This is a genomic window from Pseudomonas sp. LBUM1673 (assembly GCF_059695645.1).
The window spans coordinates 2,307,946-2,330,042 of sequence record NZ_CP166780.1 but is presented as its reverse complement, the minus strand read 5'-3'; the positions used below and the strand labels follow the sequence as shown (position 1 = coordinate 2,330,042).

Genomic DNA, 22,097 nt, shown 5'->3' with positions numbered 1-22,097 from the left:
GGCTTTTTTGTACCTGGGCGGTTTAGAACGCGCCCATGTAATCGCGCTTGCCCACTTCCACACCGTTGTGACGCAGCAGTGCGTAAGCGGTGGTGACGTGGAAGAAGAACTGCGGCAGACCGTAGCTCAGCAAGTAAGCCTGGCCAGTGAAGCGTTTTTCTTTAGGGGTGCCTGGACGGGTAACGATCTCGATGCCTTCCTTGCCGTCGATCTGCTCGGGTTTGATCTCGCCGATGAAAGCCAGGACCTTGGCGATCAACGCTTGCAACTCGGCGAAGGTGGTTTCGGTGTCGTCGTATTTGGGCAGTTCGACTTCAGCCAGACGCGCCGAAACGCCTTTGGCGAAATCAACGGTGATCTGCACCTGACGCACCAGCGGGAACATGTCCGGGTACAGGCGGGCTTGCAGAAACGCGTTTGGATCAATGTTTTTCGCGGTAGCGTGGGCTTCGGCCTTGCTCAGGTTGTTGCTCAGTGCATTGAGCATTTGCTGGAAAACCGGAACGGAAGCGGCGTACAGGGAAATAGTCATGATGGTCTCGTGTGGTGACAGGAGTAAAAACGTGGAGCGATTATAGCCATGCCCGACCGCCCTGCGGCTTGTCTTTTATCCTGCAAGGATTAGGCTAGGCGGCTTCGACTGCATGCTTCGACTGCATAGGGAAAAGCGCGATGAGCACTGAGCAAGAAACGACCTTCGACGAACCGCGGCTTAACAGCACGGAAATTCGCATTCTGGGCTCGTTGATCGAAAAACAGGCCACCAGCCCGGAAACCTATCCGCTGACCCTCAATGCACTGGTGATTGCCTGCAACCAGAAAACCAGCCGCGAACCGGTGATGAACCTCAGCCAGGGCCAGGTCGGCCAAAGCCTGCGTGCCCTTGAAGGGCGTGGCTTCACCCGACTGGTGATGGGCAGCCGTGCCGACCGCTGGGAACATCGGGTCGACAAGGCGCTGGAGCTGGTGCCGGCCCAGGTGATTTTGACGGGGCTGTTGTTTCTGCGCGGTCCGCAGACAGTCAACGAACTGCTGACCCGCAGCGGCCGCATGCATGACTTCGAAGATGCCGAGCAGGTAGTGCATCAACTGGAGCGTTTGATCGCCAGAGGTCTGGCGCTGCTGATTCCGCGCCAGGCCGGCCAGCGCGAAGACCGTTACATGCATGCGCTCGGCGATCCGGCGGATATCGAAGCCATCCTGGCTGCCCGGCAGAATCCGGTGGAACGTGGCGCCAGTGGCGGTGTATCGGTTGAGCGAATCGAGGAGCTTGAAGCGCGGATTGCGGCACTGGAAGAACGCTTGGCACGCCTTGAATAGACCGCTCCCACATCGGATCTTCAGGCTGTAGCAGCTGCCGAGCTTGCGAGGCTGCTGCTACAGAATGCGCTGTGCCTGAATGACTACTCGCCGTCCCAGTAATCCACGCCATCGGCCTGCCGGGCGACGGCGACGAAACCTGATGCATTGCCCTCGGCATCGACCTTGAAGGCGTCCATCACCACGTATTTGCCAGAGTCCGGGTATTCGCAAATGTCCGGTGATTGCTGGCTACTGACCGCCAGATAGCGCAATTCTCCGTTGCTGTTGTTGATGATCTGGTGCGCGGTTTCAGGACCGCCCGCCGGGCAGGCGATCACGTCACCGGAACGGATCGCAAAGCGTTCGGCGCCAAGGCGAACCTCCCCTTCCCCGGCCACGATGTAGAACATCTCCTCGTTGACCCGATGGCTATGAAACGGACTGCCACGCATGCCCGGCTCCAGGGCATACAACCGATAACCCAGCTTCTGCGCGCCCAGTTGCTGACCGATGCGGGCCAGGCGTTGCTGATAGCGGCCGGCAGCGTCACCGGTGGGGGCGAAATTTTCGGGCAGCGGCACAAGTTCGGCCTGATCCAGGTTGAGAATGGCAGGATGCATGAGAACCTCGGTCACGGTGACTGGAGAGCAAGTCTTCGCTTGCTGGCGACCAGTATAGGCGGGGATATTCGCGGGCAATGCCAGGTCAGGCTGGAAACCGAGTCGCGGCAATCGCGAGCAGGCTCGCTCCCACAGGTTCAGCGCTGACCTTGTGGGAGCGAGCCTGCTCGCGAAGGGGTCGGTACAGCCGACAAATAATCGGGATGATCAGCTACGGGCAAACACCACCGCTTTCTGAAACTGCTCATCCGTCGGCCGCACGCCGGTGTACAACACGAACTGTTCCAGTGCCTGGATCGCAATCACTTCCAGCCCGGTGATCACCCGCTTGCCTTCGGCACGACCACGCACGATCAACGGTGTTTCCGAGGGGATCGCTACCACATCGAAGACAGTTTCGGCAGCAGCGATGGCTTCCGGGGCGAACGCCAGTTGATCGGCTTCCGGCCCGCCGGTCATGCCGATGGGCGTGACGTTGATCAGCATCTGCAGACGCTGGGCGCCCAGATCCGCTTGCCATGAGTAACCCAATGATTCGGCCAGGGCACGTCCAGCACGCTCGTTACGGGCCACGATCAGGCCGTTTTTGTAGCCGCCGTCGCGCAAGGCACTGGCCACGGCCTTGGCCATGCCGCCGCTGCCACGCAGGGCAAAGGTAGAATCCTTGGGCACCTGATGGGTGTCGAGCAATTGCGCAATGGCGATGTAATCGGTGTTGTAGGCTTTGAGGTGACCGCTGGTGTTGACGATAGTGTTGATCGATTGAATGGCCTCAGCCGATGCATCCAGCTCATCGACCAGCGCGATACAGGCTTCCTTGAACGGCATCGACACGCCACAACCCCGAATGCCCAACGCGCGGATGCCACTGACAGCACCCGTCAGGTCCTGGCTGCTAAAGGCCTTGTAGTAAAAATTCAGGCCCAGTTGTTCGTACAGATGATTGTGAAACCGCAAGCCGAAATTGCCGGGGCGCCCCGAGAGCGACATGCACAGTTGGGTGTCTTTGTTGGGGTTCATCTGCATCCGAATCTCCTTCAATAGCACTTTCAGATGGACGGGATTAGCCATTCCACCGGGTTCTGATCGATCATAAAGGCCTGTCTGGGCCAGGGGCAGCACCGTAAAGAAGCCGGTACAGACCTTACACAAAATTTACCCAACGGCTGTGCTGATTTTCAAAAAAACGCTGTCTTAGAAGTATCCCCGCGACAACTTGTGTCTATTGCAGGCGCAAGCGCCGGGTCGAAGAACCGAGGACTTATCATGATCCGTAAAATCCCAACAGTAGCCTTGCTGATCGGTGCTCTCGCTATCGCAGGGCAGGCAGAAGCAGGTGGTCGCGGCTGGGAAGGTCCCGCTGTGTTTGGTGCGATCGTCGGCTCGGCAATCATCGGCTCGGCAATTATCGGCCGCGACCGGCCGGTGTATGTAGAGCAGCCGGTTTACGTTCAGCCACAGCCGGTGTACATACAGCAACCGCCACCGGTCTACTACCAACCAGCCCCGGTGTACGTGCAACAACCCATCTACTACCGCCCTGCACCGGTTTACTACGGGCCGCCACGCGGTTACGGTCCACCGCGCGGCTACTACGGCCCTCCCCATGGTCATTATCGTGGCGACCGCTGGTAACAGACTCCTCCCGCTCATCAGGCCCCGCTTTAAAAGCGGGGCCTTTTTTGTGACCACTGGTTGGGACGAAGTCTGAATAAATCTCGCCAAGGTCGCTGTCGGGACAATACCGATAAGTAAAGTTGGCATGATTGAACTGACAGCCCGTCCCCCGCTTTGGGGAAAACGGTCATATTTATGTCATGTCAGGTCCGCAAGCTTGGGCCTGTCCGCAAACAACAGGTTGATAACAACAAGGACGACTTCATGCCCACACAAAATCCGCACCGCATTGTCGGCTTGTGCACTTCCAGCAAGGTGTACAACGCACTGACCGAACTCAAACACCTGGAAGGCCATCGCAGCGCCAAGTTTCTCTCGCTGCTGGCGGAGAACCTGGTACGCAAAGGCCTGCTCAATGAGCAGGAAGTGGTGCATATGCTCGATCAAGTGGTGGACTGACGGCAGGACTCATTGGCGTCAATGACGACTATCGAAAGCGTTGATTGTCCGTTCAAGTGTCCGATCCGTAAGGTAGCTCCATAGATTAATGGAGGTACTTATGGCTCAGGTTCAGATCATGTCCGTTATCGGCAGCGCCGTTCCCGCACCACTCAGAGCGCTGGGGTTGCTTGCCTGTTGGTATTTGGTGCAAGACGGCGAACCGATCAGCGGTCCGCTCACTTCACTTCCCGCCGCCCAAGCCTTGTCGCAACGTATCGGCTCATGCCAGCTCAGCGCTTAAGGCAGCTGAACCCGTGGCTTGGAATCGATGAAAATGGCCCAGCTCGACACGAACAACGCCGCGATCAACGGCCCGATGACAAAACCGTTCAGACCGAAAAGCGCCAGGCCACCCAGGGTCGAGATGAGGATCAAGTAGTCCGGCATTTTGGTGTCCTTGCCCACCAGGATCGGTCGCAAAACATTATCCACCAGGCCGATCACGAACACCCCGAACAAGGTGAGCACCGTGGCCTGCCACATCGCGCCGCTGAACAGGAAATACACCGCCACCGGTATCCAGACGATACCCGCGCCCACCGCCGGCAACAGCGACAGAAACGCCATCAACACCGCCCAGAGCAGCACGCTCGAGATGTCCAGAAACCAGAAAATAAAACCGCCCAACGCCCCTTGCGTGATTGCCACCAGCAGGTTGCCCTTCACCGTGGCCCGCACCACGCGATTGAACTTGAGTTGCAGGCGGCGCTTCTGGTTATCTTCCAGCGGTATCGCCGCACGTACTTTGCGCGCCAGTTCTGAACCGTCCCGCAGGAAGAAAAACAGCAGATACAGCATGACGAAAAAGCTCACCACGAATTCGAACGTGCCCTGACCAAAATTGAACGCCTTGGTTGCGACAAACTGGCTGCCTTGCATCGTGCTCTTGATGATTTTTTCCCGAAGCCCGCTCAGCTCGCCCATGCCGAAACGATCGAGCAAGTACTGAATGTACGGCGGCAGGCTTTGCTTGAACTGCGATACATACCTGGCAATGTCCAGTTCGCCGCTTTCGATTCGGTTGTACAGCACCGCGCCTTCTTGAACCAGCAAGGTACTGATGGTGATCACCGGCAGGATCGCGATCACCACACAGAGACTCAAGGTGAACAGGGCCGTCAGGTTGCGTGACCAACCGAACTTCTGTAGGAACTGATGCTGCAAGGGCGAAAACAGAATGCCGAGGATGACCGCCCAGAACACCGCGCCATAGAACGGCAGCAGAATCCAGATGAAGGCGATACTCACCAGGGTCAGCAAGACCATCAGCGATGTGTTTTGTAGCTTCGTTTCGTTCATGTCCGATCCATGTCAGTGCACAAGGGCGCCGTTGCTCGTCCTGATGCTTAGTCCGCCACGGTTCGCGCAAGTGCCATCCGTTTGTTCATCAAGCATAGATCCAGATCAATAAAACCCGCGGGCGCTTACCCCAACCTGTGGCGAAGCCTGCGTGGTGATATCCAATGTTCATGGGGTCATTGTGGGAGCGGGCTTGCTCGCGAAGGCGGTGTATCAGATAACATCAATGTCGACTGACACGGCCTCTTCGCGAGCAAGCCCGCTCCCACATGGATTGCGCTTGACTGACGAGCATTAGGCGCACTGGCCAGGTTCCGCTTAGCGCCTGTCATCGGACAATGGCGTTTCTTCATTCGGCGCTGGAATGTCGTCGTCATCCAGAGCTGGATCCCTCCAGTCTTCAGGACGATCAACGTCCGTATCGGCCGGGTCTTGCAAAGGGTCCATGCCCGGTGGCACGTCGTGATCCATCGACGGATCGTCCATATCGGGAATGGGTCTGACTGGGTCGTTCTCGTTAGCCATGACGCACCTCACTGATGAGGTCCAGCAACTCTGGGCCGTACAGGTTGGAAACGAGCCCGTGAACAGGGTGCTGTCGAGTAGACCAACGGCGGCTACCGATCGGCCGAAAAGCGGTCGCGGCTGTTAGTCAGGTGCAACCACATTGCCGCCCGCGCCGCATCCGGGTCCTGGCGTTTGATGGCGTTGAGAATCGCCTCGTGTTCGAGGTTGGCGAGCTGCCCCAGCTTGCTCAAATCCGCTGACCCGCGCTCGGCGGCATTGACGCGGGTGCGGGGGATCATGGCGCTGCCCAGATGCTGCATGATCTCGGTGAAGCAGACGTTGCCGGTGGCTTCAGCGATCAGCAGGTGGAAGCGTTTGTCTGCCTCGACGCAGCTGTCATTGTTGGCGAGTAAACGTTGATAGTCGTCCAGCGCTTCACGCATCTGCGCCAACTGCTGGTCCGTGCGACGAACCGCTGCCAGCGCGACGGCTTGGGTTTCCAGGCCCATGCGCAACTCCAGAATACTGCGCACACCCAACGCGGTATCGACATTCAGTCGCAACCCCTGCTCCGGCGCACGCTCAATGACAAAAGTGCCAATGCCGTGCCGAGTCTCCACCAACCCCGAAGCCTGCAACTTCGAGATCGCCTCGCGTACTACCGTGCGACTGACCCCATGCTCCTGAACAATCGAGTTCTCCGACGGCAGCTTGTCCCCCGGCAGCATCTGGCCGAGCAGGATGCTCTGAGTCAGCTTGGCCACCAAGTCGTGGGCCAGGTTGTGGGCACGCTTGCGGGCAGGTGCGTCGATGTCTTCTTGCATGGTGATTATCCGTAAAGCGGGTATCCGGATCGTAGCACTGCGCTCGCTTCTCGGTGACTGGAATCTCAACAAAACGTCGCCAAACTTGTATGACAACACTCAACAAATACACCGCAATAGTCGATTTAAACCTATCGAACCCAAGTATTCTGTCGCGACAAAGAAAAGAATAGCGACTGAACAAACCCCGAAAAAACCCAACAAATACGTCATAAAAAACCAAAAATAGAATAAAAACCCTCTCACCTAGCGCCATTTTATTGAGAGGCAGCACTTGTAGGACAAAAAAGCCTAGTTGTATGATGTCTATTAAAACGCAACACCCAGCCACACCCCGCATAAAAATAACGAGTGGGAGAAAAAGAAGTGAATACATCCATATCCGGGATGAACGATGGCGCCGATTCGGTCCTGCAATCCGCCATCTCGAAAGTGAAACGCCACGTCCTGCCGCTGTTCGTGATCATGTTCATCGTCAACTACATCGACCGTGTGAACATCGGCTTCGTCCGCGCCCACATGGAGCATGACCTGGGCATTGGCGCCGCCGCCTATGGCCTCGGTGCCGGTCTGTTTTTCATCGGTTACGCGCTGTTCGAAGTCCCCTCCAACATCCTCCTGCAAAAAGTCGGCGCGCGAATCTGGCTGACCCGCATCATGCTGACCTGGGGTCTGGTGGCCGCTTGCATGGCGTTCATCCAGAACGAAACCCACTTCTACATCCTGCGTTTTCTGCTTGGCGTCGCCGAGGCCGGGTTCTTTCCCGGGGTGATTTATTACTTCACCCGCTGGCTGCCCGGTGTCGAACGCGGCAAGGCGATTGCGATCTTTCTCAGCGGTTCGGCCATTGCGTCGCTGATCTCCGGTCCGCTGTCCGGCCTGCTCCTGCAAATCAGTGGTTTGGGCATGCACGGCTGGCAGTGGATGTACTTCATCGAAGGGATGTTCTCGGTCGGGCTGTGCGTGTTCGTCTGGTTCTGGCTGGACTCCAAACCCCACGACGCCAAATGGCTGACCCTTCCTGAGCAGGACGCACTGGTCAAAGCCATCGATGACGAACAACTGGCCCGCGAAGCCGCGACGCCGATCAAACCGTCGCTGGGCACACTGCTGAAGGATCGCCAGATCATCCTGTTCTGCCTGATCTACTTCTTCATCCAGTTGACCATCTATGCCGCGACCTTCTGGCTACCGAGCATCATCAAGAAAATGGGCGACCTGAGCGACATTCAGGTCGGCTTGTTCAACTCGATTCCGTGGCTGCTGTCGATCGTCGGCATGTACGCCTTCGCCACGCTGTCGGCCAAATGGAAGCACCAGCAAGCCTGGGTTGCCACGGCCCTGCTGATCGCCGCGGCCGGGATGTTCATGTCCACCACTGGCGGGCCGATCTTCGCCTTCGTCGCCATCTGCTTCGCTGCGCTGGGTTTCAAATCGGCATCGTCGCTGTTCTGGCCGATTCCCCAGGCGTACCTGGATGCTCGGATCGCTGCCGGTGTGATTGCGCTGATCAACTCGGTGGGCAACCTCGGCGGCTTCGTTGCGCCGACCACCTTCGGTCTGCTGGAAGAGCACACCGGCTCGATTCAGGGCGGGCTGTATGGCCTGGCCGCCACCTCGATCATCGCCGCAATCATCGTCTTCGCGGCGCGTAATAAACCGAAACCCGCACCTGTCGTTGCCCTAGGCAAACCAGCGCCGAATCACGCCTGAACATTGGTTGAAAGGACAAAAAGAATGAACCCACAAGAAGCCGCAAAAGCCCCGATCATCACCAGCATGCAGGTTGTGCCGGTGGCCGGCCACGATGGCATGCTGCTCAACCTGAGCGGCGCCCACGGCCCGTTTTTCACCCGCAATATCGTGATCCTCAAGGACAACGCCGGCCACGCCGGCGTCGGCGAAGTGCCGGGTGGCGAGCGTATTCGCCAGACGCTCGAAGACGCGCGCGCACTGGTGGTCGGCAGCCCGATCGGCACTTACCAGAAGATCCTCAATCAAGTGCGCCAGACTTTTGCCGATCGCGATGCCGGCGGTCGCGGCCTGCAGACTTTCGACCTGCGCATCACCATTCACGCGGTCACCGGCCTGGAAGCCGCCCTGCTCGACTTGCTCGGTCAGCACCTGGATGTGCCGGTGGCCGCCCTGCTCGGCGAAGGCCAGCAACGCGACGAAGTGAAGATGCTCGGCTATCTGTTTTATGTCGGTGATCGTAAAGAAACTAACCTCGCCTACCGTTGCGAACCGGATGCCGACAACGACTGGTTCCGCGTGCGTCACGAAAAAGCCATGAGCGCCGACGCCGTGGTGCGCCTGGCGGAAGCGGCCCACGCCAGTTATGGCTTCAAGGATTTCAAACTCAAGGGCGGCGTATTAAGTGGCGACGAGGAAATCGAAGCGGTCACTGCCCTCGCCGAACGCTTTCCGGATGCGCGCATCACCCTTGATCCGAATGGCGCCTGGTCGCTCAAGGAAGCGATCCGCCTGTGTCGGGATCAGCATCACGTTCTCGCTTACGCCGAAGACCCGTGCGGTGCGCAAAACGGTTACTCCGGCCGCGAAGTCATGGCCGAGTTCCGCCGCGCCACGGGGCTGAAAACCGCGACCAACATGATCGCCACCGACTGGAGGGAGATGGGCCACGCGATCCAGTTGCAGTCGGTGGACATTCCTTTGGCCGACCCGCACTTCTGGACGATGCAGGGTTCGGTGCGGGTGGCGCAGATGTGCCACGAATGGGGCCTGACCTGGGGTTCGCATTCCAACAACCACTTCGATATTTCCCTGGCCATGTTCACCCACGTCGCGGCGGCTGCGCCGGGTGAAATCACCGCCATCGACACCCATTGGATCTGGCAGGACGGCCAGCGCCTGACCAAAGCGCCACTGCAAATCGTCAACGGCTGCGTGCAAGTGCCGAAAAAACCCGGCCTGGGGGTTGAACTGGACGAGGATCAACTGGCCAAGGCCCATGAGCTGTACCAAGGCATGGGACTGGGTGCGCGGGATGACAGCGTGGCGATGCAGTTTCTGATGCCCGGGTGGAAGTTTGATAACAAGCGGCCGTGTCTGGTGCGCTAGGCTTCTGAAAGCACCGCAATCCTGTGGGAGAGCCTGTGTGGCGAGGGGGCTTGCCCCCGTTGGAGTGCGCAGCACTCCCAATACCATCACCCGGGTTTCGTCTGAAAGAACCGATTGGCCACTTTTGCGACTGCTGCGCGGCCGAACGGGGGCAAGCCCCCTCGCCACTCAAGCCCGCTCCCACAGGTTTTTGTATTAAAGCGAAGCTTGCAGCAACCAGTCCTTGAACGCGGCCATCGCCGACGTTTCGTGGCGCGACTGCAAACGGGTCAGCCAGTAACTGCCGGTGGTGATGCCGATGGCGAACGGTTGCTCGATTGCGCCCGCCGCCAGTTGCCGGGCAAACATCAGCGGCGGCGCCAATGCCACTCCCGCCCCTTGCAGCGCAGCCTCCATCATCGCCAGCGACGAGTCGAAGACGATGCTCCGGGGCAGTGCGGCATGGGCCGAAAGACCGGTCGCCTGAAACCATTCGGGCCACTCATCCGTGCGATAGGAACGCAACAGCGTTTGCTGCAACAGATCGGCCGGTGCGTGCAACTGCCGCGCAATCTCGGGAGCGCAGAGCGCCGACAGCGGCGCCTCGATCAACCTTACCGCTTCGATCCCATGCCACGCCCCCGCGCCAAAACGAATGGCGTAATCCAGGCCTTCAGCGGCCACATCCACCCGGTTGTTGTTGGTCGACAGGCGCAAATCTATGAACGGATATTTCACCTGAAAGTCCGCCAGCCGCGGTAACAGCCAGCCGACTGCGAAAGTTCCCACGGCTCCCACCGTCAACACCTCGCGAAAATGCCCACCCTCGAAACGCTCCAGGGTCTCGGCGATCCGGTCGAAGGATTCGCGCAACACCGGCAACAGGGTCTCACCTTCGCTGGTCAGCATCAGGCCTCGGGGCAGGCGTTTGAACAAGGTCACGTTAAGCTGGGCTTCAAGGCTTTTGACCTGATGACTCACCGCTGCCTGCGTGACACACAACTCCACCGCCGCCCGGGTGAAACTCAAATGGCGTGCCGAAGCCTCGAAAGCGCGCAGCGCATTCAGCGGCAGATGAGGTCGAATCATGCCCACTCCCAAAATTTTCTAATGGCTCATCCGAGATATCGTCGTTTGTCGGTCTTCGCCAAACTGCATAGATTTGGCTCGCCCAGCAACGGACCGGCTTGAAAAACCGCTCGGAGTGTAGCGGTTAACGCAACAGAAACTCATGGAAAGTGGCCCAATCATGTCTAAAAGAAATCAGAAAAAACTCGCGTCCTACAGTGCTTTCGCACTTCTCCTCGGCGTCAGTCACAGCTTTGCTGACGACCGCATCGAAGCCATCGTCAAGGCCACCCTTGAACCGGTGATGCAGCAACAGCAGATCCCCGGTGTCGCAGTCGCGATCACCGTTAATGGCCAACCGCATTACTTTAATTACGGCGTGGCCTCGAAAGAAAACGGCAAAGCCGTCACCGAAGACACCCTGTTCGAGATCGGTTCGGTGAGCAAAACCTTCACCGCCACCCTCGCCGCTTACGCCCAGGCGACCGGCAAACTGGCCCTGTCGGACAACGCCAGTCAGGTTCTGCCGACATTGCGTGGCAGCGCGTTCGACAGCATCAGCGTGCTGCAACTCGGCACCTACAGCGCCGGTGGCCTGCCGCTGCAATTCCCCAGTGAGGCAGACCATCAGGACAAGATGCTCGGTTATTTCAAACAGTGGAAACCGACCTACGCCGCCGGCACTCATCGCCAGTATTCAAATCCTAGCCTTGGGTTGTTCGGCTATCTGGCGGCCCACAGCATGGGTGCACCGTTCGATCAGCTTATGGAAAAAACCTTGCTGCCGAAACTGGGCCTCAAGCACAGCTACCTCAAGGTGCCGCAGGATCAGATGGGGCTTTACGCCCAGGGTTACTCCAAGGACGACAAACCTGTGCGAGTCGAGCCGGGGGCATTGGACTCCGAAGCGTATGGTGTGAAAACCAGCGCTTCGGACCTTATTCGCTATGTTGAGGCGAATATGAATCCCGCTTCGCTGGAAAAGCCCTTGCAGCAAGCCATCGCCACCACTCACACCGGTTATTACCAGGTTGGCGAGATGACTCAAGGGTTGGGATGGGAGTTCTACAACTATCCGGTAACGCTCGATGCATTGCTGGCGGGCAACTCGTCACAGATGGCGATGGAGGCCCATGCAGTCCAACCGCTGACCCCGCCGCAACCTCAACGAGAAGATGTGCTGATCAACAAAACCGGCTCAACCCGCGGCTTCGGCGCCTACGTAGCCTTTATTCCGGCGAAAGACATCGGCATCGTGATCCTGGCCAACAAGAACTACCCGAATCCTGAGCGAGTCAAAATTGCTCACACAATATTGAGTGCTTTGGCCGAATAATCCCGACAATCCATTAAGGCTGGACAACCGCGCACCTGTGGCGAGGGAGCTTGCCCCCGCTGGGGCGCGCAGCGCCCCCCCAAACTCTGCCACCGCAGAAATCCAGATAGAACGAAGCGTCTGTTTTGCGGCTGCTTCGCAGCCGAGCGGGAGCAAGCTCCCTCGCCACAATGGGTCGCCAGACTGCAGATTTCCGTTGGCAAACAAAATGGGCGATCTCTTGAGGTCAATGCCAGTCAGTCAAGGTGCGCAAATCTGTGGGAGCGGGCTTGCTCGCGAAGGCGGTATGCCAGGCACATTAATGTTGACTGACACACTCTATTCGCGAGCAAGCCCGCTCCCACAGGAATTGCGCTTAGGGCTCCCCCTTCACCACAAGGGTTCAGGGGAGGAAATTCAATCATCCGGCATTTCAGGCGGTTTGGCGGGTTTCGCCGGTTTGCCTTTTGCACCTTTGACCGGTGCAACTTCAGCCACCGGCGCTGGCAACGGTACCGTCGCTTCCTTCTCGGCCGCCGGTAGCTGGTCGATAGTGCTGAAAATCTCTTTCAGCTCGACTGCACCCGATTGTTCAAGCTTCTTTTCGCCGTCCTTGCCGACCAGAATGATTTTGCTCTTCCCACCGGCGCCCAATTTGAGTGAACGAATCAACGCCATCGTAGCTTGCGGGTCGAGGTCTTTGCCGTCGCGCTGGCCCATCGTATTGATCACGGTGTACAGCACCATGTTTCGCTCGGTGAAGCCCTTGCGGCTGGCGGGTTCATCCAGCGATTTTTTCAGGTTGACCCACGTGGGGTCGACCGAACTGGGCGCGATGACAATCAGGGGACGGGCCCTGCCCACGTCTTTAACCAGAGGTGAATCGTCATCGGCGGCGAACAGAGGACCGACGAAAGCCAGCAGAGTAGCCAGGGTCAAAGACCTGATGAGCATGCGCATCTCCTTTTGATATCCACGCTCTAATGATTGCGCATCGCGGCGATCGTTCCGGGTGACGCACCGCAATTGTGATTCGCCTTGCCCCAAGCTTAGGTCAGGGCGGTCATTGCGCAACAGCCTGGGCTAATCTCATAGCACGACACGCACGACCTGATTCGCCGTGAGGATCTTTGCATGAGCGCTCAGTTGAACCACACCATCGTCTGGTGCCGCGACAAACAGATCTCGGCCCGCTACCTGACCGACCTCCTCGGCCTGCCCGATCCCGAGCCATTCGGGCCGATGCTGGTGGTCAAATTCGATAACGGGGTGTCGCTGGATTTCTACGACAACGATCCGCCGATTGCCTCGCAGCATTATGCGTTTCTGATCGGTGACGAAGACTTCGATGCGGCGTTCGCTCGCCTGCAAGCGCTCAAGCAGCCCTGGTGGGCCGATCCGGGCAAGCAACGGCCGAACGAGATCAATGATTACGGCGGTGGGAGGCGGGTGTATTTCGATGACCCGGACGGGCACCTGCTGGAGATTTTCACCCGGGAATAGATACCCGTCATAGGCCGAACGGAAAAGTGTCTTCCTCATGCTCGATGAATTCAGGCGCCGGCAATGGCGAGACCGCGTGAGTTTTTTCGATCCAGACGTAAGCGTCGAACTGCTCCGCCAGCACCGCCTGAAAGTAATGGCTCTGGCGCTCGGTCCTGGGTCGATAGATGACGCCGATGGCGCGCTCGAGCAATGGCTCGGCCAATACGTCCAGCAATTCCTCGCTCGGCGACGTCCGCCAGTCGAGCAGCGCCGCAGGGACGCCGGCCTTGAGAAACAGTTGTTCCCAGCTGTCGGCCAATGCCGGGATCACCTGTTTGACCTGCATCGGCTCATCCCAGTCATCGGCGGCCGCGACGGTGCCGTGGTCGGTGCCCATGCCGATCAGCACCGCTTGTGAGCCATAGGCCGTGCGGCACAACTGGCCGATGTTGAACTGCCCCTCCCAACCCATTTGCGTGGCGGCGGCGTTGCCGATGTGTGAGTTATGCGCCCACACCACCGCTTTGGCGCCCGCCCCACGATGCTCCATCAGGGTTTGCAAGGTGTCGAACATGTGCCGGTCACGCAGGTTCCACGAGGCAGTTGAGCCGCGGTACATGGCGCGATAATACTGCTCGGCGGCCCGCACGACGCGGGCGTTCTGGGTGGCGCTGAAAAACGCCTCATCGTCGGTAACCGTAGGGTCGAGCCGTTCGCCCAGCAGCACATTCAATTGCTCGACCACTGCATCCTCGCAAGTGGCCAGGTTGCCTCGCTCGGCGAAATGACCGTACAGCGCCGGGTCGTCATGCCACGGCGTCAGGCAGCTGTAGCGATGCCGGGCCTCTTTCGCCAGCTGTGGGTCAGTCTTGTCGAGATAGCCCAGCACCTCGTCGATGGAGTGACGCATGCTGTACACATCCAGCCCCCGAAACTCCACCCGCTGATCCAGCGTCAGCCCACGGTTATGGTGGTGCAGCCAGCGGGTAAAGGTCTGCACGGCCGTGTTGCGCCACATCCAGGTGGGGAATCGGGCGAAGGCCTGTTTTTTCCAGGTGGAGCGGCCCAGGTCACGAACACATCGGTCGACCTGGCCGGCATCGGGCCAGTCGGCTTCGACCGCGACGATGCCGAAGCCGTGCTGTTCGATCAGGCGACGGGTGATCGCCGCTCGGGTCTGGTAGAAGTCCTGGGTGCCATGACTGGATTCGCCGATCAGCACCACGCTGGCATCGCCAAAGCGGTCGAACAGTTCGCCGAATTCAGGCGAATCGAGTGCAGGCAACGGCTCGGCATGACGGCGCAGCACTTCGGCCGCGTTGCCGGGTGGCTCGTCGCGGGGGCGGCGCAACCGTCGCAGAAGATCGTTTACGGGGCTGCTCATGGACGTCATGACCTCATCTGAACGTGGTCATAGTTTTGACTACGTCAGCGAGAGCATGATTCCGCCAAATTCAGTGATCTATGCGGTGCCGAATCAGAACGCCAGTTTGTAGCCGATCAGCACCAGCATCGTGGCCAGGCACGGACGCAGCAGTTCGTCAGAGATACGCCCGGTCAAATGGCTGCCCAGGTAAATCCCCGGCAACGAACCGACCAGCAAGTAACCCAAGACGTGCCAATCCATGTTGCCCATGCTCGCGTGGCCCAGGCCGGCGACCAGGGTCAGGGGCACCGCGTGAGCAATTTCGGTGCCGACCAGGCGGCGAGTGGGCAGCAGCGGATACAGAATGAACAGCGCAACGGTGCCCAGGGCGCCAGCGCCGATGGAAGTCAGGGCCACCATGGTGCCGAGGATCAGACCGGTGATCACGGTCAGTGCATTCAACCGGGAGCCGCTGGGGTTGTAGTGCCCGCCCGCCCGTTTGTGGGCGAAGTCGAGCAAGCGCTTCTTGAAGAAAATCGCCAGCGCCGTGGCAAACAATACGAAGCCCAGCGCCTGTTTGATGACGGCGTTCATCGCATCGGGCGAGGTCTGCAAACTGCTCAGGAACCACAGCGTCAGCGCCACCGCCGGCACACTGCCGAGGGTCAGCCAACCGGTAATCGCCCAGTCGATGTTCTTGTTCTTGCGATGAACCAGCACACCACTGGATTTGGTAATGGCCGCGTACAGCAAGTCCGTACCCACCGCTGTGGCCGGGTTGACACCAAACCACAACAGAATGGGGGTCATCAACGACCCGCCCCCGACTCCGGTCATGCCGACAATAAAGCCGACCACCAGACCTGCAACGACCAACCCGAAATTACCGAATTCCATTAATACGCCCAGACAATCGCAGGAAATAAACCGGTCCGCAGCATAGCGATTTTTCTTATAACCACTTATATCGATGCGATCTATATTTATATCAATTTATTGACTGGAACAACGATCTCCCCCTCAACCCGCTCCCACAGGGATTGGGTTCACTTCTCGAATTACTGCACCGGCAAGAAATTCAGGAACAGCAAACTCTGGGCATAGTTGAGGCCGATCCGCCGGTAGCGTTCATCCAGCATCTGGGTCAGCAGGTCCAGCCGCGCAACGATCTTGCCGAACTCCACGGCAAAACTCAGGTTGCTGCCCTCTTCCGAGATTTCGTTGGAAAACAGCAACGGTTCGCCGTGCTTGTTTTGCCGCTGACTCAAGATCCAGGTGGCTTTCTCGATGTTGCGCGCGGCATTGCTGACGAAGGTCGGGTTGATCGCATCCGTCATGTAGAACTCCAGCCGATTGCCGTGGGCCGTCACCAGCATGCTGCCGATGGCATAGATGAAGGCACCGACCCGGTCGCCGAGGAATTCCGGACTCATGGCGTAGCTCAGCGCGGCGAGGTCTTTTTTGCCGCCGAGGGTGGGAAGCGGCTGTTGCTGTTCGATGGCCATGCGCACTTGTTTTTCGGCGGTGCCGACATCGAGGAAGCCGGATTTTTTCAGCTCGTCCGGATTGCGCAGGTAGAGCTTGTTCATCAGCAGGTAAAGGCTTTCGAGGTTGTCGCGCATCGTCAGGGTCGCCATGCGGTCGACGCTGGTCTGGAGGAACTCCTGGGGTTTGCCATTGCGAAACTGGCTGACGATATCGTTGCCGGGCTGATGGCTGCACCCACTGGCGAAGAGCATCGACAGGCTAATCAGCAGCGAGCAATGACGGCGAATGTGCTGGGTTAAGCGGGGTAAAACTCGAGCCATGGGTTCTTGAACTTGGGCATGGGCCGGCGGTGGGGATCGCCGCAGGCTGGCCAAGGATAGAACCGTGAAAGCTGAAAAAGTGCAGTGCCGGTGGTCCGTAAGCCCCGGTCATTCTGAGATCAACCCAGCATTAGTCATACTTTATAATTGCAAATCTGTGCAAATAGACTATAAATCCTTCCTTGATCGCGTTAAAACCCGACTATTAGTATGACTACTTCTCCCAAAACAACAAAAAGGAAGTCAACCATGCTGCAATCCCGACACCTGCTCTCCGGACTCGGACTGTCTCTGATGATCGCCACCCTCCCCGCTCACGCCGCTGGCTTGTCCAGCGAACACAAAGCCTTTGGCAAAACCAATGACGGCACCCCCGTCGAGCAATACATTTTGCGCAATAGCCATGGCCTGCAAGCCACGGTCATTACCTACGGCGGGATTCTTCAATCACTGAAGGTACCGGACAAAAACGGCAAGCTAGACGACGTGGTGCTGGGCTTCGATGACGTGCAGGGCTATCAAAGCGGCACGGCGTACTTCGGCGCCACCATTGGCCGCTTCGGCAATCGCCTGGCCAACGGTGCCTTCGAGCTGGATGGCAAGCGCTTTCAGGTGCCGCTCAATGACGGCAGCAATTCTCTGCACGGCGGGCCCCTGGGTTTCGACAAGCGTGTGTGGAAAGCCGAACCGAGCAAGGGCAAGGATTCGGTGGGCGTGACCCTGACGCATCTGTCGGCGGACGGTGAAATGGGCTTTCCCGGCAACCTGAAAACAGAGGTCACCTACAGCCTCACGGAGAACAATGAGCTGCGCATCGACTATAAGGCCAGCACCGACAAGCCCACCGTGCTGAACCTGACCAACCACAGCTATTTCAACCTGGCCGGCGCGGGCAACGGCGACGTACTGAAGCAGCTCGCGACCTTGCACGCGGCCCGTTACACACCCGTCACCGGCAAACTGATCCCCACCGGTGAACTGGCCCCGGTCGCCGGCACACCGATGGACTTCACCCAACCGACCGCCATCGGTCAACACATCAAGGCCGATCACCCGCAATTGAAATTCGCCGAACCGAAACAAGGTGGTTTCGACTTCAACTGGGTGCTGGACGCCAAGGGTGACCTGGGCAAACTCGCCGCCGATGTCAGCGATCCGCAATCCGGCCGCCGCTTGCAGCTCTACACGACTGAACCGGGCGTGCAGTTCTACACCAGCAACTTCCTCGACGGCACGGTCAAGGGCAAGGCAGGCAAGATTTATCCGCACTGGGGTGCGTTCACTCTGGAAACCCAGCACTATCCGGACTCGCCGAACCAGCCGGACTTCCCGTCCACACGGCTGGATCCGGGCAAAACGTATACCCAGACCACCGTGTTCAAGTTTTCCGCCCAATAGCGCTGCGATTTTGACGCGTTTGCTGTTACCTCCTTTCTGGGGTCCGACGGAACCACCGGGCTATTTTGCTGCCAACTGAAGTATCGATCGGGCTTCAGAGAGAAGAATTCATGCGTACTCTTGAGCTGGCCGGCAGCCATGTGCCGGTCATCGGCCAAGGAACCTGGCGCATGGGAGAAGAACGCTCCCGACACACAAAGGAAGTTGCAGCGCTGCGTTTGGGCATCGAGTTGGGCATGACCCTGCTCGACACCGCTGAAATGTACGCCGAAGGGGGCGCTGAAGAGGTGGTGGGTGAAGCCATCGCAGGTAGGCGTGACCAGGTTTTTCTGGTCAGCAAGGTCTACCCCTACAACGCCAGCCGCAAAGGCATCCCCCAGGCCTGCGAGCGCAGCCTGCGGCGGCTCAGTACCGATTACATCGATCTCTACCTGTTGCACTGGCGCGGCGAGTATCCCCTTGAGGAAACCGTCGACGCCTTCGAACGCCTGCGTGAAGACGGCAAGATCGGCCGTTGGGGCGTGTCCAATTTTGACCTCGACGATCTGGACGAACTGGCCTCAACGGCCTGCGCCACCAATCAGGTGCTGTACAACCTGGAAGAACGCGGCATCGAATTCGATCTGCTCCCCTGGAGCCAACACCAAAGGATGCCGGTGATGGCCTACTGTCCGATCGGCCAGGGTGGGCACATGCTGGCTAATCCGGCGCTCGAGCAGATTGCCATTCGTCACGGGGTGACGCCTGCGCAGGTGGCACTGGCATGGATTCTGCGTCAGAACGGCGTGATCGCCATCCCCAAAGCGGTCCGCCCCGAGCATGTGCAGCTCAACGCGCAAGCGGCGCAATTGCACCTTGAAGCGGGGGATCTGGAGGCGCTGGACCAAGCTTTTCGCGCGCCACAACGCAAGCAGCGGTTGGCCATGGTCTGAGCCATCGCAGTTCTGTCAGAGGGCATCGGCATGAGAAGCACCGATCAGCTCGACTCCTTCAATTTGCCACGCTTCGTCCAGGCGCAGGACCCTGTGTTCGAGTGGGTTCAGGAGGAACTGCGCGCCGGTCAGAAGCGCCGGCACTGGATGTGGTTCATCTTTCCGCAGTTTGCCGGGTTGGGTGACAGCGAAATGTCCCGCTACTTTGCCATTCGCTCCAGTGAAGAAGCCACGGCGTACCTGGAGCATCCGTTACTGGGTCCACGTTTGCGCACCTGCACGCAATTGGTCCTGGACGTTCCTCAAAGCTCGATCGCCAAAATTTTCGGTCATCCCGACAACCTGAAATTTCACTCATCGATGACGCTGTTCGCCCAGGTTTCGCCAAAAGGCAGCCTGTTTCATCGGGCACTGGATCAATACTTTCACGGCATACCGGATGACTGGACCCTGTCGCTGCTGGACTCAAAACAGGCCCAGTTGCCCCCCAATCAGCGTTGAGAAATCGTCATCCACGAACGGCAGGATCGCATCCGCCACCGGTTGCAGCTGCCGGGTGACGTAATGGTCGTAGTCGATGGGTGCGCTGCGGATTTCCAGCGGCTCGGGGCCAGCGACAGTGATCACGTAACTGATCCAGCCGCCGTTCTGATATTGCCGCGGGCGACCTTGCCGGTCGTTGTAATCGTCGGCGATTCGCGCGGCCCGCACATGGGGCGGAACGTTGCGTTGATAGTCATCAAGGGTACGGCGCAGGCGTTTGCGGTAGATCAAACGTTCGTCGAACTCACCGGCCAACGTCTTGCGCACATAGTCACGAACGTAGTCCTGATAGGGTTTGCGATTGAAGATGCGCAGGTACAGCTCCTGCTGGAATTGCCGGGCCAGCGGCGACCAGTCGGTGCGCACGGTTTCCAGGCCCTTGTAGACCATCTCATCGGTGCCATCGGCGCGAGTGACCAGCCCGGCATAGCGCTTCTTGCTGCCCTCCTCGGCGCCGCGAATGGTCGGCATCAGAAAGCGTTTGTAGTGGGTTTCGAACTGCAACTCCAGGGCACTTTCCAGCCCGTATTCCTGTTTTACATGCTCGCGCCACCACTGGTTGACGTGGTCCACCAGCGCGTGGCCGATCTGTGCGGCCTCTGCCTGGCCATGGGGGCGGCGCAGCCAAACGAAGGTCGAGTCGGTGTCGCCATAGATCACCGCGTGGCCCTGAGCTTCGATCAACTGGCGGGTACGCAGCATGATTTCGTGCCCGCGCAAGGTAATGGACGAGGCCAGCCGTGTATCGAAGAAGCGGCAACCGCTGGAACCGAGCACGCCATAGAACGCGTTCATGATGATCTTCAGAGCCTGGGACAGCGGCGCGTTATGTTCGCGCTTGGCGGTTTCGCGGCTTTCGGCGACCCGCGCGACGATGGCCGGCAGACAATGCCGGATACGGGAGAAACGTGCACCGCGAAAGCCTGGCACTGATTCGCTGTCGTCGGGATGCTTGAGCCCTTCGATCAAGCCCACCGGGTCGATCAAAAAGGTGCGGATGATCGACGGATAGAGGCTTTTGTAGTCGAGCACCAGCACCGATTCGTACAGCCCCGGTTGCGAGTCCATGACAAAACCGCCGGGGCTGGCCTGCGGTGGTTTGCCGCCGAGGTTCGGCGCGACGAAGCCCTGACGGTGCATCAACGGCATATACAGGTGAGTGAAGGCCGCCACCGAGCCGCCACTGCGGTCCGCCGGCAAACCGGTGACGCTGGCGCGCTCCAGCAGGAAGGTCAGCAACTCGGTCTTGGCGAAGATCCGCGTCACCAGTTCGCAGTCCTTGAGGTTGTACTTGGCCAGGGCCGGTTTGTCCTCGGCGAACATGCGGTTGATTTCGTCCATGCGCTGGTACGGGTTGTCGATGGACTTGCCCTCGCCCAGCAAGGTTTGCGCAACGTTTTCCAGGCTGAACGACGGGAAGCTCCAGGTCGCCGAACGCAAGGACTCGATGCCATCAATGATCAACCGGCCGGCCGCCGAAGCGAAGTAATGATTACGGCTGCCGTGTTCGCGCCACTGCATTTCTTCGCCGCCACGCCCCAGCTTCAGCGGCACCGCCAAACGACGAGCATGTTCGTGCAGCACGCGCAGATCGAACTGCACGACGTTCCAGCCGATGATGGCGTCGGGGTCGTGCCGGGCGAACCATTCGTTGAGTTTTTTCAGCAGCAGGGTCCGCGAGTCACAGTATTCGAGCTGGAAATCCACCTCGGCATCATCGCCATTGGGCGGCCCGAGCATGTACACCTGACGCTCGCCGCAGCCTTCCAGGGCGATGGAATACAACTCGCCCTGGGCGGTGGTTTCGATGTCCAGGGAGACCAGCCTGAGGTTCGGTCGGTAGCCGGGGGCGGGTTTCATTTGCGCGTCGAGCAGCAGGCCTTCGGCGCCGGGCGTGCCGCTGAACAAAACGGGCGCGGTGATGAAACGCTCCATCATGTAGCGTTCCGGCGGGCGGATGTCGGCTTCGAATACCTCGACGCCTGCTTTGCGCAGCGCGGTTTCCAGGCGCATCAATTGACCGTGCTGCTGGCAATACAGGCCGAGCACCGGGCGGTGCTCGAAGTCCAGAAGGGCCAATGGCCGCAGCTCGACGTTCTTCTCGCCGCGCAACAGCCCTTCGGCTTGCTCGCGCATCACCTGTGGAATGAACGCGACCGACGGTTGATGCGGCAGGCGGATGCGCCGGGGGCCGGCATCGGTCGCCAGCCAGAACTCGACTTCCGTGCCGGCCGGGGTATCGCGCCAATGCCGGGTCAGGACGAAGCCCTGCTGTAAATCCACCACTGCAACCTCAACGATCTGACTCAAGTGGTAATTCTACGCGTGATCGCCGGCGTGGCGAGGGGGCTTGCCCTAATGCCGGTAAGTTAAGACGCAGAACCTGTGGGAGCGTGGCTTGCCCGCGAAGAACGATGACGCGTAGTACCTGAAAAACCGCGGTGCACTCTTC

23 protein-coding genes are annotated in these 22,097 nt (G+C 59.1%); 11 read left to right on the top strand and 12 right to left on the bottom strand.

The genetic code is table 11. The features are described from left to right. Positions 1–22 precede the first annotated feature (22 nt). Positions 23–532, bottom strand: coding sequence for a DUF1993 domain-containing protein (locus ACA044_RS10495; protein WP_497446285.1), 510 nt, complete (start codon positions 530–532; stop codon positions 23–25). A gap of 140 nt (positions 533–672) precedes the next feature. Here ACA044_RS10495 and ACA044_RS10490 point away from each other — a divergent pair, with 140 nt between their 5' ends. After that, positions 673–1,320, top strand: a complete 648-nt coding sequence (locus tag ACA044_RS10490) for a YceH family protein (protein WP_223488110.1) — start codon at positions 673–675, stop codon at positions 1,318–1,320. 83 nt (positions 1,321–1,403) lie between these two features. Here the strand turns inward: ACA044_RS10490 and ACA044_RS10485 are convergent, their stop codons facing one another. Further along, positions 1,404–1,922, bottom strand: coding sequence for a cupin domain-containing protein (locus ACA044_RS10485; RefSeq protein WP_497446284.1), 519 nt, complete (start codon positions 1,920–1,922; stop codon positions 1,404–1,406). 207 nt (positions 1,923–2,129) lie between these two features. Further along, positions 2,130–2,948, bottom strand: coding sequence for a shikimate 5-dehydrogenase (locus ACA044_RS10480; protein WP_497446283.1), 819 nt, complete (start codon positions 2,946–2,948; stop codon positions 2,130–2,132). 240 nt (positions 2,949–3,188) lie between these two features. Here ACA044_RS10480 and ACA044_RS10475 point away from each other — a divergent pair, with 240 nt between their 5' ends. The 3 genes from ACA044_RS10475 to ACA044_RS10465 all read left to right on the top strand — a co-directional run bounded on the left by ACA044_RS10475 (position 3,189) and on the right by ACA044_RS10465 (position 4,281). After that, positions 3,189–3,557 (top strand): hypothetical protein, encoded by a 369-nt coding sequence (locus ACA044_RS10475; RefSeq protein ID WP_497446282.1) that lies wholly within the window; start codon positions 3,189–3,191, stop codon positions 3,555–3,557. Positions 3,558–3,803: 246 nt separating this feature from the next. Beyond that, positions 3,804–3,998, top strand: coding sequence for a hypothetical protein (locus ACA044_RS10470; protein ID WP_018925407.1), 195 nt, complete (start codon positions 3,804–3,806; stop codon positions 3,996–3,998). 100 nt (positions 3,999–4,098) lie between these two features. Then, positions 4,099–4,281 (top strand): hypothetical protein, encoded by a 183-nt coding sequence (locus tag ACA044_RS10465; protein WP_497446281.1) that lies wholly within the window; start codon positions 4,099–4,101, stop codon positions 4,279–4,281. On the opposite strand, the gene ACA044_RS10460 is transcribed toward ACA044_RS10465, so the two are convergent. The 3 genes from ACA044_RS10460 to ACA044_RS10450 form a co-directional block, all read right to left on the bottom strand. Next, positions 4,278–5,339 (bottom strand): AI-2E family transporter, encoded by a 1,062-nt coding sequence (locus tag ACA044_RS10460; RefSeq protein WP_497446280.1) that lies wholly within the window; start codon positions 5,337–5,339, stop codon positions 4,278–4,280. The genes ACA044_RS10465 and ACA044_RS10460 overlap by 4 nt on opposite strands. 318 nt (positions 5,340–5,657) lie before the next feature. After that, positions 5,658–5,864 (bottom strand): hypothetical protein, encoded by a 207-nt coding sequence (locus ACA044_RS10455; RefSeq protein ID WP_497446279.1) that lies wholly within the window; start codon positions 5,862–5,864, stop codon positions 5,658–5,660. Between the two features lie 92 nt (positions 5,865–5,956). After that, positions 5,957–6,670 carry a FadR/GntR family transcriptional regulator gene (locus ACA044_RS10450; RefSeq protein ID WP_497446278.1) on the bottom strand — a complete coding sequence of 238 codons (714 nt, stop codon included), beginning with the start codon at positions 6,668–6,670 and terminating at the stop codon, positions 5,957–5,959. 366 nt (positions 6,671–7,036) lie between these two features. Here ACA044_RS10450 and ACA044_RS10445 point away from each other — a divergent pair, with 366 nt between their 5' ends. Both ACA044_RS10445 and gudD read left to right on the top strand, forming a co-directional pair. Next, positions 7,037–8,383 carry an MFS transporter gene (locus ACA044_RS10445; RefSeq protein WP_497446277.1) on the top strand — a complete coding sequence of 449 codons (1,347 nt, stop codon included), beginning with the start codon at positions 7,037–7,039 and terminating at the stop codon, positions 8,381–8,383. Between the two features lie 24 nt (positions 8,384–8,407). Beyond that, positions 8,408–9,751 (top strand): glucarate dehydratase, encoded by a 1,344-nt coding sequence (gene gudD / locus ACA044_RS10440; RefSeq protein WP_497446276.1) that lies wholly within the window; start codon positions 8,408–8,410, stop codon positions 9,749–9,751. A 195-nt stretch (positions 9,752–9,946) separates the two neighbouring features. Here the strand turns inward: gudD and ACA044_RS10435 are convergent, their stop codons facing one another. After that, positions 9,947–10,819 (bottom strand): LysR family transcriptional regulator, encoded by an 873-nt coding sequence (locus ACA044_RS10435; protein ID WP_497446275.1) that lies wholly within the window; start codon positions 10,817–10,819, stop codon positions 9,947–9,949. A gap of 160 nt (positions 10,820–10,979) precedes the next feature. Here ACA044_RS10435 and ampC point away from each other — a divergent pair, with 160 nt between their 5' ends. Beyond that, positions 10,980–12,134 carry a class C beta-lactamase gene (gene ampC, locus ACA044_RS10430; protein ID WP_497446274.1) on the top strand — a complete coding sequence of 385 codons (1,155 nt, stop codon included), beginning with the start codon at positions 10,980–10,982 and terminating at the stop codon, positions 12,132–12,134. 396 nt (positions 12,135–12,530) lie between these two features. On the opposite strand, the gene ACA044_RS10425 is transcribed toward ampC, so the two are convergent. Continuing rightward, entirely contained in the window at positions 12,531–13,067 is a 537-nt protein-coding gene (locus ACA044_RS10425) for a DUF4174 domain-containing protein (RefSeq protein ID WP_497446273.1), read from the bottom strand. Positions 13,068–13,247: 180 nt separating this feature from the next. On the opposite strand from ACA044_RS10425, the gene ACA044_RS10420 reads away from it, so the two are divergent. Beyond that, complete coding sequence (locus ACA044_RS10420; protein WP_497446272.1) at positions 13,248–13,616, top strand: VOC family protein; 369 nt, start codon at positions 13,248–13,250, stop codon at positions 13,614–13,616. Positions 13,617–13,623: 7 nt separating this feature from the next. On the opposite strand, the gene ACA044_RS10415 is transcribed toward ACA044_RS10420, so the two are convergent. The 3 genes from ACA044_RS10415 to ACA044_RS10405 form a co-directional block, all read right to left on the bottom strand. Next, complete coding sequence (locus tag ACA044_RS10415; protein ID WP_497446271.1) at positions 13,624–14,982, bottom strand: erythromycin esterase family protein; 1,359 nt, start codon at positions 14,980–14,982, stop codon at positions 13,624–13,626. A 93-nt stretch (positions 14,983–15,075) separates the two neighbouring features. Next, positions 15,076–15,861, bottom strand: a complete 786-nt coding sequence (locus ACA044_RS10410) for a sulfite exporter TauE/SafE family protein (RefSeq protein ID WP_497446270.1) — start codon at positions 15,859–15,861, stop codon at positions 15,076–15,078. A gap of 161 nt (positions 15,862–16,022) precedes the next feature. Next, positions 16,023–16,772 (bottom strand): hypothetical protein, encoded by a 750-nt coding sequence (locus ACA044_RS10405; protein WP_497446269.1) that lies wholly within the window; start codon positions 16,770–16,772, stop codon positions 16,023–16,025. Between the two features lie 249 nt (positions 16,773–17,021). Here ACA044_RS10405 and ACA044_RS10400 point away from each other — a divergent pair, with 249 nt between their 5' ends. The 3 genes from ACA044_RS10400 to ACA044_RS10390 all read left to right on the top strand — a co-directional run bounded on the left by ACA044_RS10400 (position 17,022) and on the right by ACA044_RS10390 (position 19,603). Further along, the gene (locus ACA044_RS10400; protein WP_497446268.1) at positions 17,022–18,170 is read left to right on the top strand and encodes an aldose epimerase family protein; all 1,149 of its coding nucleotides are present in this window, start codon (positions 17,022–17,024) and stop codon (positions 18,168–18,170) included. 110 nt (positions 18,171–18,280) lie between these two features. Then, positions 18,281–19,102: an aldo/keto reductase gene (locus ACA044_RS10395; protein WP_497446267.1), complete on the top strand. Its 822-nt coding sequence runs from the start codon at positions 18,281–18,283 to the stop codon at positions 19,100–19,102. 30 nt (positions 19,103–19,132) lie between these two features. Continuing rightward, positions 19,133–19,603, top strand: a complete 471-nt coding sequence (locus ACA044_RS10390; protein ID WP_497446266.1) for a DUF1810 domain-containing protein — start codon at positions 19,133–19,135, stop codon at positions 19,601–19,603. Here ACA044_RS10390 and ACA044_RS10385 read toward each other — a convergent pair. Beyond that, the gene (locus ACA044_RS10385) at positions 19,568–21,928 is read right to left on the bottom strand and encodes a DNA polymerase II (RefSeq protein ID WP_497447201.1); all 2,361 of its coding nucleotides are present in this window, start codon (positions 21,926–21,928) and stop codon (positions 19,568–19,570) included. The genes ACA044_RS10390 and ACA044_RS10385 overlap by 36 nt on opposite strands. Positions 21,929–22,097: the final 169 nt, after the last annotated feature.